At 71.3% G+C, this 13,188-nt stretch carries 12 protein-coding genes and 1 tRNA gene; 8 read left to right on the top strand and 5 right to left on the bottom strand.

Going from position 1 to position 13,188, the window contains the following annotated elements; translation table 11 throughout:
* The first annotated feature begins 99 nt into the window (after positions 1-99).
* Both fadD1 and ACFPYL_RS13440 read left to right on the top strand, forming a co-directional pair.
* Positions 100-1,689 (top strand): fatty-acid--CoA ligase FadD1, encoded by a 1,590-nt coding sequence (fadD1, locus tag ACFPYL_RS13445; RefSeq protein ID WP_379154836.1) that lies wholly within the window; start codon positions 100-102, stop codon positions 1,687-1,689.
* 92 nt (positions 1,690-1,781) lie between these two features.
* A complete protein-coding gene (locus ACFPYL_RS13440; RefSeq protein ID WP_379154834.1) occupies positions 1,782-3,254 on the top strand; it encodes an LCP family protein in 1,473 nt (490 codons plus the stop codon).
* Positions 3,255-3,260: 6 nt separating this feature from the next.
* Here ACFPYL_RS13440 and ACFPYL_RS13435 read toward each other — a convergent pair whose 3' ends face one another.
* Both ACFPYL_RS13435 and ACFPYL_RS13430 read right to left on the bottom strand, forming a co-directional pair.
* Complete coding sequence (locus ACFPYL_RS13435) at positions 3,261-5,003, bottom strand: CHAP domain-containing protein (protein ID WP_379154831.1); 1,743 nt, start codon at positions 5,001-5,003, stop codon at positions 3,261-3,263.
* 158 nt (positions 5,004-5,161) lie between these two features.
* Positions 5,162-5,247, bottom strand: a tRNA-Leu gene (locus tag ACFPYL_RS13430).
* Positions 5,248-5,326: 79 nt separating this feature from the next.
* Here ACFPYL_RS13430 and ACFPYL_RS13425 point away from each other — a divergent pair.
* Positions 5,327-6,649, top strand: coding sequence for a M20/M25/M40 family metallo-hydrolase (locus tag ACFPYL_RS13425; RefSeq protein ID WP_379154829.1), 1,323 nt, complete (start codon positions 5,327-5,329; stop codon positions 6,647-6,649).
* Positions 6,650-6,685: 36 nt separating this feature from the next.
* Here the strand turns inward: ACFPYL_RS13425 and ACFPYL_RS13420 are convergent, their stop codons facing one another.
* Both ACFPYL_RS13420 and ACFPYL_RS13415 read right to left on the bottom strand, forming a co-directional pair.
* The gene (locus ACFPYL_RS13420; protein ID WP_379154826.1) at positions 6,686-6,916 is read right to left on the bottom strand and encodes a DUF5703 family protein; all 231 of its coding nucleotides are present in this window, start codon (positions 6,914-6,916) and stop codon (positions 6,686-6,688) included.
* A gap of 14 nt (positions 6,917-6,930) precedes the next feature.
* Positions 6,931-7,878, bottom strand: a complete 948-nt coding sequence (locus ACFPYL_RS13415) for an aldo/keto reductase (RefSeq protein ID WP_379154823.1) — start codon at positions 7,876-7,878, stop codon at positions 6,931-6,933.
* A 74-nt stretch (positions 7,879-7,952) separates the two neighbouring features.
* Between ACFPYL_RS13415 and ACFPYL_RS13410 the strand changes: the two genes are divergently transcribed.
* Positions 7,953-8,777, top strand: a complete 825-nt coding sequence (locus ACFPYL_RS13410) for an undecaprenyl-diphosphate phosphatase (RefSeq protein ID WP_379154820.1) — start codon at positions 7,953-7,955, stop codon at positions 8,775-8,777.
* A 3-nt stretch (positions 8,778-8,780) separates the two neighbouring features.
* On the opposite strand, the gene corA is transcribed toward ACFPYL_RS13410, so the two are convergent.
* Positions 8,781-9,752 (bottom strand): magnesium/cobalt transporter CorA, encoded by a 972-nt coding sequence (gene corA / locus ACFPYL_RS13405; protein WP_379154817.1) that lies wholly within the window; start codon positions 9,750-9,752, stop codon positions 8,781-8,783.
* A gap of 32 nt (positions 9,753-9,784) precedes the next feature.
* Here corA and ACFPYL_RS13400 point away from each other — a divergent pair, with 32 nt between their 5' ends.
* Genes ACFPYL_RS13400 through mshC form a run of 4 tightly spaced genes read left to right on the top strand, consistent with a single transcriptional unit; the run spans position 9,785 to position 13,148 of the window.
* Positions 9,785-10,504 carry a histidine phosphatase family protein gene (locus ACFPYL_RS13400; RefSeq protein WP_379154814.1) on the top strand — a complete coding sequence of 240 codons (720 nt, stop codon included), beginning with the start codon at positions 9,785-9,787 and terminating at the stop codon, positions 10,502-10,504.
* Between the two features lie 9 nt (positions 10,505-10,513).
* Positions 10,514-11,104, top strand: coding sequence for a DUF3090 domain-containing protein (locus tag ACFPYL_RS13395; RefSeq protein WP_379154811.1), 591 nt, complete (start codon positions 10,514-10,516; stop codon positions 11,102-11,104).
* 7 nt (positions 11,105-11,111) lie between these two features.
* Complete coding sequence (locus ACFPYL_RS13390) at positions 11,112-11,885, top strand: SCO1664 family protein (protein WP_379154809.1); 774 nt, start codon at positions 11,112-11,114, stop codon at positions 11,883-11,885.
* Between the two features lie 24 nt (positions 11,886-11,909).
* Complete coding sequence (mshC, locus tag ACFPYL_RS13385; RefSeq protein WP_379154806.1) at positions 11,910-13,148, top strand: cysteine--1-D-myo-inosityl 2-amino-2-deoxy-alpha-D-glucopyranoside ligase; 1,239 nt, start codon at positions 11,910-11,912, stop codon at positions 13,146-13,148.
* The last annotated feature ends 40 nt before the right edge of the window (positions 13,149-13,188 follow it).

The following is a 13,188-nucleotide window of genomic DNA, read 5'->3' as shown; positions in this document are numbered from 1 at the left end:
GTGTGTGATCGCAGTTACTAGAACGCGTTGCAGTTTAGGCCGACACCGCCTAGTTTGACACGTGTCAATTGACGGTGGGCCCAGGGAGAGGGAGGCGACGTGGCCGAGACGGTCCAGCAGCTGCTGCGCGAGCGCGCGGAGGACGACAACACGGCGGTGCGGTACGGCGAGGAGAGCTGGACCTGGCGCGAGCACGTCGCCGAGGCGTCCGCCGTCGCGGCCGCCCTGCTCGGCGCTGCCGACGCCGAGCGGCCGATGCACATCGCCAGCCTGCTGGGGAACACCCCCGACATGCTGCGGATGATGGCCGCGGCCGGGCTCGGTGGGTACACGCTGTGCGGGATCAACAACACCCGCCGCGGCGAGGGGCTGCTCAAGGACATCCGGCGCGCCGACTGCCAGGTGCTGGTGACCGACGCGGAGCACCGGCCGCTGCTGGACGGCCTCGACCTGAGCGGGGTCCGCGTGCTCGACACCTCGACGCCGGAGTGGGACTCGCTGCTGGCCGCGGCCGGACCGCTGACGCCGTACCGCGAGGTCGAGGCGATGGACACGTTCATGATGATCTTCACCTCCGGGACCAGCGGTGACCCCAAGGCCGTGCAGGTCAACCACCTCATGGTGCTCTTCTCCGGCCTGAACCTGCAGGGCCGCTTCGAGCTCGGCATCGACGACGTCTGCTACGTCGCCATGCCGCTCTTCCACTCGAACGCGGTCGTGGCCGGCTGGAGCCCCGCGGTGTGCGCCGGTGCCACGATCGTGCCGGCGAAGTTCAGCGCGTCCCGGTTCGTCGAGGACGTGCGCCGGTACGGCGTGACGTACATGAACTACGTCGGCAAGCCGCTCGCCTACGTGCTCGCCACGCCCGAGCTGCCCGACGACGCCGACAACACCCTGAGGGTGGCCTTCGGCAACGAGGCCAGCGACCGCGACATCGACGAGTTCAGCCGGCGCTTCGGCTGCGACGTCTGGGACGGGTTCGGCTCGACCGAGCTCGCGGTGATCATCACCCGCGAGCCCGGCACCCCGCTCGGGTCGATCGGCAAGGGCTTCGACGGCGTCGCGATCTACAACTCCGAGACGGTCACGGAGTGCGCGGTGGCCGTCTTCGACGAGCACGGCGCTCTCGCCAACGCCGACGAGGCGACGGGGGAGCTGGTCAACACCCAGGGCGCCGGCTACTTCAACGGCTACTACAACGACCAAAGTGCCAACGACGAGCGGATGCGCCACGGCATGTACTGGTCCGGCGACCTCGCCTACCGCGACGCCGACGGCTGGATCTACCTCGCCGGCCGGACCGCCGACTGGATGCGGGTGGACGGGGAGAACCTCGCCGCCGCGCCCATCGAGCGGATCTTCCTCCGGCTGCCCTCGGTCAACCGGGTCGCGGTCTACGCCGTGCCCGACGAGCGGGTCGGCGACCAGGTGATGGCCGCGATCGTCCTCCAGGACGACGCGACGCTGACGCCCGCCGAGCTCGAGGAGTTCCTGGGCGAGCAGCCCGACCTCTCGGCGAAGGCCTGGCCCCGCTACGTGCGGATCGCCACCGACCTGCCCAGCACGGCCACCAACAAGGTGCTCAAGCGCGAGCTCGCCGCCGAGGGCGCCAGCGCGGGCAGCGGGGTGCTCTGGACGCGGGAGCCGCGCGGCACGTCGTACGCCGTCGCCGGAGGCGTGCCGGTCTGAGTCGGTGATGCGGGAACGCTCCCGCGCGTTGGTATCTTGCTCTCCGGGAGACGACCGGAGGGGTGCGCATGGCGGTGACCGTGGGACCTCCCATGCCCATGCCCACCGAGGGGCCCACCGAGGGGCCCACCGACCGTTCCGGCAAGCACCGCGCCGCGCGCGAGCGTGAGTTCCGCCGGGCGAAGACCCTCGGGGGCGCCCTGGGCATCACCGTGCTCGGCGCCGCGCTCCCCGGGGCCGGCTACCTCTGGACCGGCCGCCGGCTCGGGTACGCCGTCCTGCTGCCGTTCCTGGCCGGCATCGCCCTCGCGGCGTACTACTTCGGCGACCTGCACCGGGCCGCCGACCTGGCGTTCGACCCCGCGCGGCTCCAGGTCGCGCAGGTGGGCTTCATCGCGCTGCTGGCGGCCTGGATCTTCGTCGTGGCGACGACCTACCTCATGGTCCGGCCGATCCCGATGGGCATGATCGAGAAGGGTCTGGGCGTCATCGTCGTGGCCCTGCTCTGCGTCCTGGGCAGCATCCCGGCCGTGCAGGCCGTCCGGATCGCGCACAGCCAGGCAGACCTGGTGAACAGCGTCTTCGACGGCGAGAACACGGCGACCGCACCTGACGACGTCACCAAGGAGGACCCGTGGGGCGGCCGGCAGCAGGTCAACGTGCTGCTGCTCGGCGGCGACGGGGGAGTCGGCCGCACCGGCATCCGCACCGACTCGGTGATCCTGCTGAGCATGAACACCCAGACCGGCAAGTCCGTGATGTTCAGCCTGCCCCGCAACATGATGAACGCGCAGTTCCCGGAGGACAGCCCGCTGCACGCGGTCTTCCCCGACGGCTTCCGCAACGCGGACGGCTCGGACCCCGGCAACTGGATGCTCAACGCGGTCTACAGCCAGGTGCCCGCGCTCTACCCGCACATCCTCGGCAAGTCCGAGAACGAGGGCGCCGACGCGGTGAAGCAGGCGGTCGCGGGCAGCCTCGGCACCCACGTCGACTACTACGTGCTGATCAACCTGCTCGGCTTCCAGCAGCTCGTGGACGCGATAGGCGGCGTGACCGTCAACATCAACGAGCCGATCGCGATCAACGGCAACACCGACGCAGGCATCCCGCCGACCGGCTACCTCGAGCCCGGCCCGGACCAGCACCTCGACGGCTTCCACGCGCTCTGGTACTCCCGCGGCCGGTGGGGCTCCGACGACTACAAGCGGATGCTGCGTCAGCGCTGCATGGTCGACGCGCTCGTCGAGGCCGCGGACCCGCTGACCGTGCTGCGGCGCTACCAGGCGCTGGCCGCGGCCGGCAAGGAGATCCTGCGCACCGACGTGCCCCGCGAGCTGATGCCCGCGTTCGTCGACCTGGCCATGAAGGTCAAGGAGCGCCCGATGAAGTCCATGGCGTTCGTGTCCTCGGACAAGTTCTTCTCGGGCGACCCCGACTACGAATGGATGCACTCGGTCGTCGACAAGGCGCTGGCGCCGAAGAAGAAGCACGCTGCCGCACCCGACGCGGACGGCACGCCGGTCAAGACCAAGGACGCCTGCGGCTACGACCCGGTCTCCTGACCGGACTCAGGGCCCGGGAGTCCGCACGATGCCCTTGCGGGCGACCGCCGCGACCGTCCGGTTGCCGCGGTAGCTCAGGCTCAGCGCCCGCTTGGCTTTCGGCATGCCGACGATCCGGACCCGGGCGACCCCGTGGCGGAGCTGGACCACCTTGCGGAACCCGCCCTGCACCCGGACGACGACGGTGCCGTCGACCGGGGAGACGTACGGCGCAGTGACGCGGATCGTGAGCCGCACCGCGTGCTTGCCGCGGAGCTGCTGGACCCGGATGCGTGGGGTGACGCGGACCGGTGCGGTGTGGGGGGTGGTGAGCGTCATGGCGGTGAAGCCGGCCCGGCTCACCGTGACGCTCGCGGAGATCTGGGCGCCGAGGTCCACAGCAGTGACTTGGTAGGTCGGGCCGGTGGCGTTGAGGACCGGCTGGCCGTCGCGCAGCCACTGGACCGTCGTCGTCGCGTCCGTGGGACGGTAGGCGCCCGGGTCGACGGTGAGGACCTGGCCGGGCTTGGCCGTGCCGGAGACGGCCGGAGCGCGCGTCGTCCTCAGCGTGCCGGGCGCGACGGCCGCGGTGGTGGGCGCCCAGACGGTGATCGGGTCGTAGTAGGCACGGTTCGCGACGACGGCCGCCGAGATGGCGCGACCGGCCAGGTCCGGCGTCAGGCGCAGCTTGGTGACGGTGGCACCGGCGATGGGCTGGCCGTCGACGTACCACTGGACGGAGGTGGAGTCGGGGGCGACGTTCCACGCACCGGTCTCGAGGGAGAGGACGTGCTGCACCTGGAGGGTGCCGCTGATGACGGGAGCCCGGGTGCTGGACAGGACGCCGGGCAGCACGGCGCTGGTGGCGGCCGAGGTCGCTGCCTTGGCGGCGTAGCCGGCCTTGGCCGCGGTGGTGCGCACCTTGATGACGTCACCGAGGAGGCTGCCGCTGAGCGCCAGCGTCGACTTCGTGGCGCTGGGGATGGCCACGCCGTTCGCGAACCACTGGTAGCTGACCTTGGCGTCGGTCGGGTTCCAGGTGCCGGGGGAGGCCGTCAGGGTCGCGCCGACCTTGGCGACGCCGGAGACGACCGGGGCCGCCTTGTTGACGAGCTTGAGGTCGTTGAAGTGGATGAAGCCGCTCGGCCAGTTGCCGCTCGCCTTGGTGACGACGGCCCAGGAGAAGTCCCCACCCCAGCTGTCCTGGGAGATGATGATCTCGTCGCTGTCGACGACCTTCTCGACGTACGCGACGTGCCCGGCGGAGCCAGCGGGGCCGGTGTTGGCCTTCCACCAGGCCACGGCGCCGACGGCGGGCGTGCGGTCCGTGATCGTCGGGACCGAGGTGCCCCAGTACGTCGCGTTGCCGCCACCGGACCACGGACGCTGGTTGGGCAGGCCGCTGTGCACCATCCGGTAGGCCGCGTAGTTGGTGCAGTTGTGGCCGGAGTACATCCGCCAGTACATCTTGTCGCTGACCGCGGCGTACCCGCCCGAGCCCATGCCGGCCTGGCCGCACGCCTTGTAGCCGACGCACAGGTAGGAGCTGCGGGCGAAGACGGCCCGCGACCTGGTCAGCCCGTCGGCGGCCGCCCGGTTCTCGCGGGCGAGCATCGCGGCCTTGCCGCTCGGCCGGTCGCCCTTCGGGGCTGCGGCCGGGGCGGCCGATGCGGTCGCGGCGGGAGCCGGTGCGAACGCCAGCAGGCCGCCGACCAGGGCTGCCGAAGCAGCAGCGATCAGCGGCGCACGCAGGCGGGACCGGAGCGACACGGGTGGGAGTCTAGGGACAAAAGAGCCCTCGTGGGAACGGTGTGACTCAAAAAGTCAAGCGACACGCCCGAGTGCGTTGGTTAAATGACAGCCGTGTGATTCGCGCTTCACGTGCCCCGAAATGAAGAAAAGACCCCGTGGAGCCGGGGCCTTTCCAGTGTCCGAGGGGGGACTTGAACCCCCACGCCCTAATACGGGCACTAGCACCTCAAGCTAGCGCGTCTGCCAATTCCGCCACCCGGACGAGTGCGGTGGAACATTAGCAAAGGGTCGGCCGAACCTCCGCATCGGCACCGTCTTCGCGCCGATGACATGCTGGGCCCATGACGGACACGCATGTGGACCCTGCCGACGAGGTCGTCGAGCTGTGCCGGGAGCTGATCCGGATCGACACCTCGAACTACGGCAGCGACGAGGGTCCGGGTGAGCGAAAGGCCGCCGAGTACGTCGCCACGCTGCTCGACGAGGTCGGGATCGATTCGCGGCTCTACGAGTCGGACGCGGGCCGGACCTCGGTCGTCGCGCAGTGGGGAGGCTCCTCCTCCGGGACCGCCGCGGAGCGGGGCGGACTGCTGCTGCACGGCCACCTCGACGTCGTACCGGCGGCCGCCGAGGACTGGCAGGTGGACCCCTTCTCCGGTGAGGTCCAGGACGGGTACGTCTGGGGTCGCGGCGCCGTCGACATGAAGGACTTCGACGCGATGCTGCTCTCCGTCGTCCGGGCGCGACAGCGGGCCGGGCGGGTGCCCGAGCGGCCGATCACGCTCTGCTTCACCGCCGACGAGGAGGCCGGCGGCCACCTCGGTGCGCAGGTCCTCGTCGAGCAGCACGCCGAGGAGCTCGAGGGCTGCACGGAGGCCGTCGGCGAGGTCGGCGGCTTCAGCGCGACCGTCCGGGGCCGTCGGGTCTACCTCATCGAGGCGGCCGAGAAGGGCATGGCCTGGATGCGGCTCACCGCCCGCGGTAGGGCCGGTCACGGCTCGATGATCAACGGCGAGAACGCCGTCACCTCGCTGGCGTCCGCCGCGGCCCGGATCGGCGCCTACGACTGGCCGGTGCGGCTCACCCCGGCGATGCGGACCCTGCTGGCCTCCATCGGCGAGCTGGCCGGCACCGAGGCGACCCCGGAGAACGCCGAGGCGCTCGTCCAGGAGTTCGGGGGAGCGGCCCGGATGATGGGCGCGGTCATCCGCAACACCTGCAACCCGACGATGCTCGGCGCCGGCTACAAGGTCAACGTGATCCCCACCGAGGCCACCGCGCACGTCGACGGGCGCTTCCTGCCGGGCTTCGAGGACGAGTTCTTCGCGACCCTCGCCGAGCTGGTCGGCGACGACATCTCGATCGACTACGTGTCCAACCAGCCGCCCTGGGAGACGCCGTACGACGGCGACCTGGTCGACGCGATGACCCGCTCGATCCTCGCGGAGGACGACGAGGCGATCGTCGCGCCGTACCTGATGAGCGGCGGCACCGACGCCAAGCACTTCCGCAAGCTCGGCATGCGGTCCTACGGCTTCGCGCCGCTGCGCCTGCCCGCCGACCTGGACTTCACCGCGCTCTTCCACGGCGTCGACGAGCGGGTTCCCGTCGATGCGCTCGAGTTCGGTGCACGCGTCTTCGACCGGTTCCTGGACGACGTCTGAGGGTGGCTGCGGGCTGGCCGGGCGCGACGGCGAGCGTCAGATGTAGAAGAAGTCCGGCCGGGTCTGGCGGATGATCTTGCGCCGCAGCACGACCCGGCGGGTGCCGTCGGGCCCGATCCGGACCCGGTCGAGCTCCCAGCCGCCGTGCTCGGCGCGCTCGACGAGCAGCTTGCGGACGACGTTGCGCGAGTACTCCCGCGAGAACGTCACCTTGTCGAACTCCCACTCCACCCCCGGAGCGGGCGGTCGGCGCAACGCACGGCTCATCGATGGGACTCCCCTCAGTCGGCGGACACGTCGTCCAGGGCGGCGATGATCTCGGGCGGCAGGGTCAGCTCCTCGACACCGAGTGCGCCCCGCAGCTGTGCGGCCGTCCGGGCGCCGACGATCGGCGCGGTGACACCCGGCCGGTCGCGCACCCAGGTGAGCGCCACCTCGAGCGCCGAGAGTCCCAGCCCGTCGGCGGCGCGGGCCACGGCCTCGACGATCCCGGAGCCGCGCTCGTCGAGGTAGGGGCCGACGAAGTTCGCGAAGTGGGTCGATGCCGCGCGCGAGTCCGACGGCGTACCGGTGCGGTACTTCCCCGTCAGCACCCCGCGCCCTAGCGGCGACCACGGCAGCACACCGAGGCCGAGCGCAGCCGCTGCTGGCAGCACCTCGTGCTCGACGGCCCGGTTGAGGAGGGAGTACTCGACCTGGGTGCTCGCGAGCGGCGTACGCCCGGGGACCGCCCGCTGCCAGGTCGCGGCCTGAGCGGTCTGCCAGCCGGTGTAGTTCGAGACACCGACGTACGACGCCCGCCCGCTGGTCACCGCCTGGTCGAGGGCGGCCAGCGTCTCCTCGAGCGGGGTGTCGTCGGACCAGATGTGCACCTGCCAGAGGTCGACGTGCTCGACCCCGAGCCGGCGCAGCGACTCGTCCAGCGTGGAGAGCAGGTGGCCGCGCGAGGTGTTGTAGGAGCGGCCGCCGTGCCGGGCGCTGATCCCGGCCTTGGTGGCCAGCACGACCTCGTCGCGTGCCACGACGTCGCCGATCAGCGACCCGACCAGCTCCTCGGAGGCGCCGTTCCCGTAGCCGGCGGCCGTGTCGACGAGCGTGCCGCCCGCCTCGGCGAAGGCGATCAGCTGGTCGCGCGCCTCGTGCTCGTCGGTGTCGCGTCCCCAGGTCATCGTGCCCAGGCCGAGCCGGGACACTGTCAGGCCGGTCGCGCCGACTCGCCGCTGCTGCATGCGGACAAATTAGTCGGAGCACCCACGCGGGGCGGCCCCGGCACGCCACACGGACGCCCGTAGGATTCCGCGACGTGGTGGACTATCTGCAGGCAGTGGTGCTCGGCATCATCCAGGGTCTGACCGAGTTCCTGCCGATCTCGAGCAGCGCCCACCTCCGGATCCTCCCCGAGGTCTTCGGCTGGGGCGACCCGGGCGCGGCGTTCACCGCCGTCATCCAGATCGGCACCGAGCTGGCCGTGCTCATCTTCTTCTGGCGCGACATCTGGCGGATCGCGGTCACCTGGGTGAAGTCGCTCTTCCGGCCGGAGTACCGCGGCCAGCTGGACGCTCGGATGGGTTGGTTCATCATCCTCGGCTCGTTGCCCATCGTCGTCCTCGGCATCGCGCTCAAGGACGTCATCGAGAGCGACTTCCGCAGCCTCTGGCTCATCGGCACCACGCTGATCGTCGGCGGCATCGTCCTCGGGATCGCCGACCGCGTGGGCGGCACCGAGAAGACGCTCAAGCAGCTCGGGCTGCGCGACGCCGTGCTGATGGGCCTCGCCCAGGCGCTGGCCCTGATCCCGGGCGTCTCCCGGTCGGGCGCGACGCTGTCGATGGGGCGCTTCCTCGGCTACGAGCGGGAGACCGCGACCCGCTACGCGTTCCTGCTCGCCATCCCCGCCGTGATCGGCGCCGGCGTCTTCGAGCTCAAGGACGTGCCCGACGGCGACAACCTCTACGGCTGGGGCCCGACCATCCTCGCGACGGTCGTCTCCTTCGTCGTCGGGTACGCCGCGATCGCGTGGCTGCTGCGCTTCGTGAGCACGCACTCGTTCACGCCGTTCGTCATCTACCGCATCGCGCTCGGCGCCGGCACCCTGATCCTGGTCGCGACCGGCGCCATCGCAGCCTGAGCGCTAGAGCCAGCCGGAGCGCTTGAACAGCACCCAGAGCCCGCCCGCCGCCGCGGCCATGAGCAGCAGCGCGAACGGGTAGCCGAAGGACCAGTCGAGCTCCGGCATGTGGCGGAAGTTCATGCCGTAGATGCCGGCGATCAGGGTCGGGACCACGATCAGCGCGGCACCGGCGGAGATCTTGCGCATGTCGTCGTTCTGCTGCACCGAGATCTGGGCCAGGTGGGCGTCGAACGCGGTCGACAGGAGCGCGTCCAACGAGTCGACGGTCTCCGCCGCCCGGGCGAGGTGGTCCGCGACGTCGCGGAAGAACGGCGTCGCCTCCTCCGGCACCGCTGCGATGTCCCCACTGGCCAGCCGGGCGACGGGCTCGCGGAGGGGCAGCACCGCACGTCGTACCTCCGCGATCTCGCGCTTGAGCACGTAGATCCGGGCCGAGTCGTTGGTGCGGTCGGCCGAGAAGACCGAGGTCTCGATCTCGTCGACGTCGATGACCAGCTCGTCCGTGACGTCGAGGTACTCGTCGACCACCCGGTCGATCACGGCGTACAGCACCCCGCCCGGCCCGTGGTCGAGCACCTGGCGGCTGTGCTCGAGTGCCGAGCGCGCCGTGTGCAGCTCGTTGCCCTGGCCGTGGCGCACGGTCACGACGAAGTCCTTGCCCACGAACATCGCGATCTCGCCGGTCTCGACGGCGTCCTCGGCGTCGACGTACCAGAGCGTCTTGATGACGAGGAAGACCATCTCCCCGAACCGCTCGAGCTTCGGGCGCTGGTGTGGCTCCCCGGCGTCCTCGACGGCCAGCCGGTGCAGGCCGAACGCCTCCGCCACGTCGTGCATCTCCTCGGGCGTCGGGTCGTGGAGCCCGATCCAGACGAAGTCGTCGTCCCCGGTCGCCTTGGCCTTCAGCTCGCGCCAGTGCGAGTCGTCGTCGGTGCGACTGCCGTCGCGGTAGAGGGCGCAGTCGACGATCATGCGCTCACGCTAGCCCCACTAGTCTCGCGACCATGGCAACGGTGATCCTGGTCCGACACGGTCGTACGACGGCGAACGCGTCCGGCGTGCTGGCCGGGCGCACGCCGGGGGTGCGACTCGACGAGACCGGGACGACCCAGGCCGAGCGCACCGGCGAGCGCCTCGCCGTCGTGCCGCTGGTCGCCGCGGTGACCAGCCCCCTCGAGCGGTGCAAGCAGACGACCAAGGCCATCGTCGCCGCTCAGTCGGCGCCGCTGCGGCCCGTCACGGAGCGCGGACTCACCGAGGCCGACTACGGCGACTGGCAGGGCAGGTCCCTCAAGGAGCTCTCGAAGGAGAAGCTCTGGGCGACGGTGCAGTCGCAGCCGTCGGCCGTGACCTTCCCGGGCGGTGAGTCGATGGTCGAGATGCAAGCGCGCGCGGTGTCCGCCGTACGCCGGCGCGACGCGGCCGTCGAGGCGGAGCACGGCGCCGGCGCGGTGTGGGTCGCGGTCAGCCACGGCGACCTGATCAAGTCGATCCTGGCGGACGCGCTCGGCATGCACCTGGACCTCTTCCAGCGGCTCAACGTCGACCCGGCCTCGGTCTCGATCATCCGCTACACCGCGGCGCGGCCCTACGTGCTGGCCACGAACACCCACTCCGGCGACCTGTCCTGGCTGGCCCCGAAGCCGGCTGCCAAGAAGGGTCGGAGCAGGCGGAGCGACGACGCAGCGGTCGGCGGGGGCGCAGGCCCTTCGGCCACCGCCTAGGGTGATCGCATGGCTCCACTCGTCCACGGATTCGACCCGCCCGAGCGCTTCGTGGCCGGCACCGTCGGCCCGCCGGGACAGCGCACGTTCTTCCTGCAGGCGCGCTCCGGCGCGCGGCTGGTGAGCGTCGCGCTCGAGAAGCAGCAGGTGCAGGCCCTGGCGGAGCGGATCGACGAGCTGCTCGACGAGGTGCTCACCAGCACGCACGGCGACGCTTCCATCCCCGCGATGGCGCCGCTGGGCCTCGACGACTCCGACCCGCTGGAGCAGCCGATCGAGGAGGAGTTCCGGGCGGGCACCATGACGCTGTCGTGGGACTCCTCCGACGAGCGGCTGGTCATCGAGGTCTTCCCGTACAGCGAGGCCGCCGTCATCACCCCCGAGCAGGTCGCCGACCTCGACGAGGAGGACTTCGAGGAGCCCGAGCCCGACGAGGTGTTCCTGGTCCGGATCCCGGCGGGCACCGCCCGGGCGTTCGTGAAGCGCGCGGAGCAGGTGCTGGGCGCCGGGCGACCGGACTGCCCGTTCTGCGGCGGCCCGGTCGACCCCGAGGGACACCTGTGCGTGCGCGCGAACGGCTTCCGGCGACGGGACCCGTGAGGCCGGCGTGACGGCGGAGCCGGTGCCCGACCTGGTCGGCGGGGAGCTCGAGCTGCGCGGCCGGATCATGCCCGCGTCCAACGCGACCTTCCTCGGCGACATCGACGGCGTCCAGGTCGTCTACAAGCCGGTCTCGGGCGAGCGACCTCTGTGGGACTTCCCGGACGGCACCCTCGCGGACCGGGAGCGCGCGGCGTACCTGCTCTCCGAGGCAACCGGCTGGAACGTCGTGCCCGAGACCTGGCTGCGCGACGGGCCGCACGGTCCGGGCATGGTGCAGCGCTGGCAGGAGCCCGACCAGGAGCAGGTCGCGGTCACGCTGGTGCGCGAGGGCGACGTCCCGGACGGGTGGCGGCACGTCTTCGACGGCATCGACGGGCAGGACCAGCCGGTCTCGCTGATCCACGAGGACACCGAGCCGCTGCGCCGGATGGCTGTCTTCGACATCCTCGTCAACAACGCGGACCGCAAGGGCGGCCACGTCCTGGAGATGAGCGACGGGCACCGGTACGGCGTCGACCACGGCGTGACCTTCCATGCCGAGCACAAGCTGCGGACCGTCCTGTGGGGCTGGCTGGGGGAGCCGCTGTCGACCGAGGAGCTCGCCGGGGTCGAGCGGGTGCGTCTCGCGATCGCCGGTCCTCTGGGCGACGCCCTGGCGCAGCACCTCACGGACTTCGAGATCGACGCGCTGCACCGGCGTACGGCGCGACTGGCCGAGCGGGCCGTGCTCCCGGCGCCGCGCGGCGAGTGGCCGGCGATCCCGTGGCCGCCCTTCTGACCTCGACTCGATAGGCTGCGGGACATGCGAGCCTGGCCCTCACCCGACGTCCCGACGCTGCCGGTGGCAGGCCCGCCGGTGGCCGTGCACGACACCCCGTCGGGTGGGCTGGTCACGACCACCCCGGACGGCGCCGCGCGCATGTACGTCTGCGGCATCACGCCGTACGACGCGACGCACCTGGGACACGCGAACACCTACGTCGCGTTCGACCTGCTCAACCGGGCCTGGCGCAACGCCGGCCACGAGGTCACCTACGTCCAGAACGTCACCGACGTCGACGACCCGCTCCTCGAGCGGGCCACCAAGGTGCACGTCGACTGGGTCGAGCTCGCCGAGCGCGAGACCGAGCTCTTCCGCCAGGACATGACGGCGCTGCGGGTGCTGCCGCCGGCGCACTACATCGGCGCGGTCGAGTCGATCCCACTCGTGATCGAGCTGATCAAGCGCCTCGAGGAGGCCGGCTCGGTCTACCGCGTCGAGGACGACCTCTACTTCTCCGTGACCGCCGACCCGGCCTTCGGCGCCGAGTCCGGATGGACCCGCGAGACGATGCTCGAGATCTTCCCGGAGCGCGGCGGGGACCCGGACCGGCCTGGCAAGAAGGACCCGCTCGACTGCGTCGTCTGGCGCGGCGAGCGCGAGGGCGAGCCGTCGTGGGACAGCCCGTGGGGCCCCGGCCGGCCGGGCTGGCACGTCGAGTGCACCGCGATCGCGCAGGAGCACCTCGGCGGCGCCTTCGACGTGCAGGGCGGCGGCAGCGACCTGGTCTTCCCGCACCACGAGATGTGCGCGGGGCACGCACAGGTCGCCGTACCGGGCACCGCGTTCGCGCAGATCTACAGCCACGGCGGGATGGTCGGGTACGACGGCGAGAAGATGTCGAAGTCGCGCGGCAACCTGGTCTTCGTGTCGGCGCTGCGCAACAGCGACGTCGACCCGATGGCGATCCGGCTCGCGCTGATGCGGCACCACTACCGCGCCGACTGGGAGTGGGTCGACGACGAGCTCTGGACCGCGGTCGACGACCTCGACCGCTGGCGGCGGGCGCTCTCGCTGGGCGCAGGCGCACCTGCCGCGCCGGTCGTCACCGAGGTCCTCGCAGCCCTGGCGAACGACCTCGACGCTCCGACGGCGGTGGCCGCGATCGATCGCTGGGTCGCCTCGACGCTGGGGACCGACGGTCTCGCCGACACCTCCGACCCGGACGCCGCGGTCCAGGTCCTGGCGGTGCTCGACGCCGCGCTCGGCCTGGCCGTCTGACCCGTTCCGAGCTCCGCGACGTCGGGCACTGACCTCCGAG

Source organism: Nocardioides hankookensis (genome assembly GCF_042658885.1).
GTDB classification, from domain to species: Bacteria; Actinomycetota; Actinomycetes; order Propionibacteriales; family Nocardioidaceae; genus Nocardioides; species Nocardioides hankookensis.
The sequence above is the reverse complement of the archived record's forward strand: the minus strand, read 5'-3'. Positions and strand labels throughout refer to the sequence as shown.

Bases quoted from the DNA above. Each gene is read 5' to 3' on its own strand.
- mshC (WP_379154806.1), top strand. From the start codon at position 11,910: ATGCGAGCCTGGCCCTCACCCGACGTCCCGACGCTGCCGGTGGCAGGC.
- ACFPYL_RS13400 (WP_379154814.1), top strand. From the start codon at position 9,785: ATGGCAACGGTGATCCTGGTCCGACACGGTCGTACGACGGCGAACGCG.
- ACFPYL_RS13440 (WP_379154834.1), top strand. From the start codon at position 1,782: ATGCCCATGCCCACCGAGGGGCCCACCGAGGGGCCCACCGACCGTTCC.
- ACFPYL_RS13420 (WP_379154826.1), bottom strand. From the start codon at position 6,916: ATGAGCCGTGCGTTGCGCCGACCGCCCGCTCCGGGGGTGGAGTGGGAG.
- ACFPYL_RS13415 (WP_379154823.1), bottom strand. From the start codon at position 7,878: ATGCAGCAGCGGCGAGTCGGCGCGACCGGCCTGACAGTGTCCCGGCTC.
- corA (WP_379154817.1), bottom strand. From the start codon at position 9,752: ATGATCGTCGACTGCGCCCTCTACCGCGACGGCAGTCGCACCGACGAC.
- ACFPYL_RS13425 (WP_379154829.1), top strand. From the start codon at position 5,327: ATGACGGACACGCATGTGGACCCTGCCGACGAGGTCGTCGAGCTGTGC.
- ACFPYL_RS13395 (WP_379154811.1), top strand. From the start codon at position 10,514: ATGGCTCCACTCGTCCACGGATTCGACCCGCCCGAGCGCTTCGTGGCC.